The organism is Mesorhizobium sp. M7A.F.Ca.MR.176.00.0.0 (assembly GCF_004023165.1).
Lineage (GTDB): Bacteria > Pseudomonadota > Alphaproteobacteria > Rhizobiales > Rhizobiaceae > Mesorhizobium.
This window is the reverse complement of record NZ_RZTC01000225.1, coordinates 1-3,634: the sequence shown is the minus strand read 5'-3', so window position 1 is coordinate 3,634 and position 3,634 is coordinate 1. Positions and strand designations below refer to the sequence as shown.

6 protein-coding genes, 1 tRNA gene and 1 pseudogene are annotated in these 3,634 nt (G+C 60.6%); 3 read left to right on the top strand and 5 right to left on the bottom strand.

Annotation, left to right across the window (positions count from 1 at the left end; genetic code table 11):
* The coding region (locus tag EOB59_RS34015) for a YcbK family protein (protein ID WP_127389319.1) at window positions 1-407 on the top strand (407 nt) is incomplete at its 5' end.
* Between the two features lie 293 nt (window positions 408-700).
* Window positions 701-775: transfer RNA gene (locus tag EOB59_RS34010), tRNA-Glu, on the top strand.
* Window positions 776-1,152: 377 nt separating this feature from the next.
* Here the strand turns inward: EOB59_RS34010 and EOB59_RS34005 are convergent.
* Window positions 1,153-1,455 carry a DUF1330 domain-containing protein gene (locus tag EOB59_RS34005; RefSeq protein ID WP_127327465.1) on the bottom strand — a complete coding sequence of 101 codons (303 nt, stop codon included), beginning with the start codon at window positions 1,453-1,455 and terminating at the stop codon, window positions 1,153-1,155.
* A 113-nt stretch (window positions 1,456-1,568) separates the two neighbouring features.
* Window positions 1,569-1,811 (bottom strand): hypothetical protein, encoded by a 243-nt coding sequence (locus EOB59_RS34000; RefSeq protein WP_128290253.1) that lies wholly within the window; start codon window positions 1,809-1,811, stop codon window positions 1,569-1,571.
* A 165-nt stretch (window positions 1,812-1,976) separates the two neighbouring features.
* On the opposite strand from EOB59_RS34000, the gene EOB59_RS33995 reads away from it, so the two are divergent.
* The gene (locus EOB59_RS33995; RefSeq protein ID WP_164895838.1) at window positions 1,977-2,168 is read left to right on the top strand and encodes a hypothetical protein; all 192 of its coding nucleotides are present in this window, start codon (window positions 1,977-1,979) and stop codon (window positions 2,166-2,168) included.
* Between the two features lie 34 nt (window positions 2,169-2,202).
* Here the strand turns inward: EOB59_RS33995 and EOB59_RS33990 are convergent, their stop codons facing one another.
* The 3 genes and pseudogenes from EOB59_RS33990 to EOB59_RS33980 all read right to left on the bottom strand — a co-directional run.
* Window positions 2,203-2,610 (bottom strand): TadE/TadG family type IV pilus assembly protein, encoded by a 408-nt coding sequence (locus EOB59_RS33990; RefSeq protein WP_127270088.1) that lies wholly within the window; start codon window positions 2,608-2,610, stop codon window positions 2,203-2,205.
* Complete coding sequence (locus tag EOB59_RS33985; protein WP_128290252.1) at window positions 2,600-3,025, bottom strand: TadE/TadG family type IV pilus assembly protein; 426 nt, start codon at window positions 3,023-3,025, stop codon at window positions 2,600-2,602. Before EOB59_RS33985 ends, EOB59_RS33990 begins: the two co-directional genes overlap by 11 nt.
* 19 nt (window positions 3,026-3,044) lie before the next feature.
* Window positions 3,045-3,634, bottom strand: a pseudogene (locus EOB59_RS33980) (hypothetical protein); the annotation flags it as partial.

The window sequence follows — 3,634 nt, the reverse complement described above, 5'->3', positions numbered from 1 at the left end:
GCTCCTATCAGGTTGCGTCAGCCGCCGGCATGGCCCGGTTGGCGCCCAACGGGCTGCTCAAGCAGAACGAAAGCGTCGATGTGGCCTGCCTGAAGCCGTCGCTGGTGCGCGTGCTGAAGACGATCGAAGGCCACTACGGCCGCAAGATGACGGTGACGTCAGGCTATCGCGACCCGGCCCGCAACCGGCGCGCCAACGGCGCCAAGAATTCGCTGCACATGTATTGCGCCGCCGCCGATATCCAGGTTCCCGGCGTTTCGAAATGGGAACTGGCGAGCTACATCAGAAGCATGCCCGGCCGCGGCGGCGTCGGCACGTACTGCCACACAGAATCGGTTCACGTCGACGTCGGCCCCGAGCGCGACTGGAACTGGCGCTGCCGCCGGCGCAGCGGCGGTGACGGCTAGTCTAGCAGACGGTCTTAGGCCTATTAGCAGCCAAGATCGTACCGGTGACCATTCTGAGCATTCGGGATTAGCCGAAGCCTCCCACAAACTTCGTCATCCTAGGGCGAAGTAGGAGCGAAGCTCCGTCGCGGAGACCCTGGGATGACGAAACGATGGGTGTCGCCGCTAATTATCAAAGCCTGCCAACCCTCGGGAAATCGTTGATTTGGCTGGCCCGGAAAAAAGTTGTCCAAGGTGGCACCTGACGGGTTGCCGGTTGCGCACAACGCCAGTATAAGCCGCTTCGTCTGAGCGCGCCCATCGTCTAGCGGTTAGGACACCGCCCTTTCACGGCGGTAACAGGGGTTCGATTCCCCTTGGGCGTACCAGAAGATAATGCGTTTAGCGCAAACCTCCCTCCCAATGTGGCCAATTTCGCCTGGCTCTCTGCCGCGGTCTTCAACTGACGCGCAGTCTTCCGCGATCACACCATAGGCTAACGCGGCCACACAGGTCATAATCCTGCTACAAAGTGGTCGATTCCTCAGGGATGTAGCCGCTCCAAGAGCCCGCCGCAGGTCGCCCCCGTGGCGGGCTTTTCATTGCACGGTCGAGTTGGGTTCTCGGGCACTGCGACAATGAGAAAGCCCCGCAGTGGTAAGCCCGCATTTATTGCCTGGTTTCCCGGCTTTAAACAGCTGACTTCGCGGTGTACGGATTCGGGCGCAAAAGCCGGATACTACCTGATGAACGCGAGCCACCACGGTCAAAGAGTGGGTGTTGCAACCCCCTCAAGCGCAATGATCCTGGTGTTGGCGCAACGCTTCCGGATTTCAATAAGGCGGGCGTATTCCGGCGAATTGTACCAGCCCATCAACGACGTCATGTCGGGGAATTCGATAATAACCAAACGGTGTGGCTCCCAATCGCCCTCCAAGACCTTGGTCGCACCGCCACGACCTAGATATCTCCCACCATAACGCTCCTCGGTGGCTGGCACATCCCGCCGGTATTCCTCGAACGCGGCAGCGTCCTTTACGTCTACATCCGCGATCAGATAGGCGGCCATTTGCGCTTCCTCCTTCTCGACGGCGCCCGACCGTTACGCTCCGGTCGCGGGGGCGACGCCCGCCGGTCAAGACGCCCCTCTTCAGCGCTTCACCGGCAACCGCCGATGCGAAATCAAAAGCCGGTTACAATCCACGGATTGGCGTCGTATCCGAGGCGCGGCTCTGCTTTTGCGCCGCTATCTTCCGATTTGGCGGTTCCGGTGAAACCACAGTCCAGATTTGGTGCGGGCTTCTTGGCTGACGGGTTGGTGGAACATAAAGCGGCGGCGTCACTGACCACTGCCTTCTTTTCCTTGGCAACAGCGACACCAGCCGCAGCGAAAACGACAGCCACGCAAAATACAGCCACTCTCATTGGAACCCCCATATTGCACCCGACAGATGGTCGGACATGACCTAGCGTCACCTTAATATTAGCACTACGAAATATATTATCTAGCCCCGTGCCATCAAAAGCAGGCTGAGTGCCAAGCTTGCATCGTGACCGCCAAAACCGGTGCCGATCTGGACACCAGCCGGCATGAGTCGCATTCTGCTCGTGGAGAAGGACGTGGATCGACAAAACACAGGGGCTGATCAGGCCAAACGCTGGCGGGACCGGGCCCTGCGCAGTCGCCGGAGGCGTCTGTCACACAACATTGTGTCGTGGGCGCTGATCCTCATGGCGATAACCATTCTCGGCGGTCTGATCGCGCTCAAGGCGTACAAGTAAGCAGAGCCCCAGCGCGAGGCTATCAGGCCACAGCCTAGCCGCTGCCAAGCAGCGGCACCGTAACGGTTGTCGCGTAGTTGATCGGGAAGGAACTGAAGTAGGGGAAGTCGATGACGAAGGCATAGGCCGCGGTGAGATGCGCCATGCGGAAGCCGCCGCTCACGGGGTCGATGGCGATCGTGACGTTCACGTCCTTGAACCCCAAGGCTTGCAATTTCTGCGTGGCGATCGATTGAATGTCGGCCTGGGTCAGCGTGTTCTTAAGCTGTAGCGAGCGCGCTGACGTCTCCAGCGTATAGCGAACACTGGAGACCGAGTGCATCGACCAGCCAAAGGCGAAGATTCCGAACAGCAGCATGACAAGGAAGGGCGCGATCAGCGCGAACTCCAGCCCGGCCCCGCCCGATCGATCCCGCCGGAACGCGCTTACCCTAGCGGACACGGATCGTCTCCTGGTGACCGATTACAGTGGAAGTGGCAAATGGGCCGAAGGCAATTGGCGGTACCCAGGTGCCCGATGCCTGTATCTGGACATAGACCGCCGGCACCTTCGGCCCACTGCACATGGTGGACGCGTCGACCACCGTCGCCCCGCACATACGGATGCGGCTTAGCGTGACCTGGCCGTCTTCCGGCCGATTTTCCCAACTCGCAATGGCAAGGGCCTGGGTCGCCGCATCATCGGTCGATCCGCTCATGACCAGGTTCGCGGCGGTCTTCACACCGGCGCGCATCGACAGTGAACTCGTTACGTAGGACCAGCCGTCCAGAATACCCATCAGCACCAGGCACAGAATCGGCAGCACCATGGCGAACTCGACCGCCGCAACGCCCGAATCATCGCCAAGGATCGGCATCGATCGGCGCTCCACGAAGCTACTCGACCAGCGCCACGGACGGCGCGGCCGGAATGTCGTCTATTCCGAGGCTTGAGCAATCCTGATTGATGGTTGAGTTGCCGGACCATTGGATCGTATCGGCGACGACCCGGGTGCAGCCGCCATTGCCCGAGAAGTTGCCAAGATAGTTCACTTGCTGCTTGGGGAAGTAGATGGCTCCGGTCAAAAGCGAGTCCGCTGTGCCGTTGAATGTGCTGGATGCGCTGTTACCGGTCCTGTCGCCGTAGAACAGAACGCCTGAATAGCTGCCCGAAGTCGGCGCGCTAAGCTGCACGGAGGCATTGCCATTCATGCTGACCGTCGAACTGCCCGACATGAAGATGGTCACCCCGCTGCCGGTGATGGCAGCGTTGGCGTTTATCTTGAAGCTGCCCTGGACGACATAGACGCCGGGCGAAAGCGTGACATTGCCCTTCAGGTTCATGCCGCTGCAATAGGTGCCTGGACCGAGCGTCGCCTTGTTGTCGTTCTGGCAGGGGGTCGCGGCCACCGGGGCCGGCAGGTCGACAAAGGGATCGCCGGCAGGCAGCGCCTGGGTGATCGGGGCCGCGCAGACAGTCGTGACGG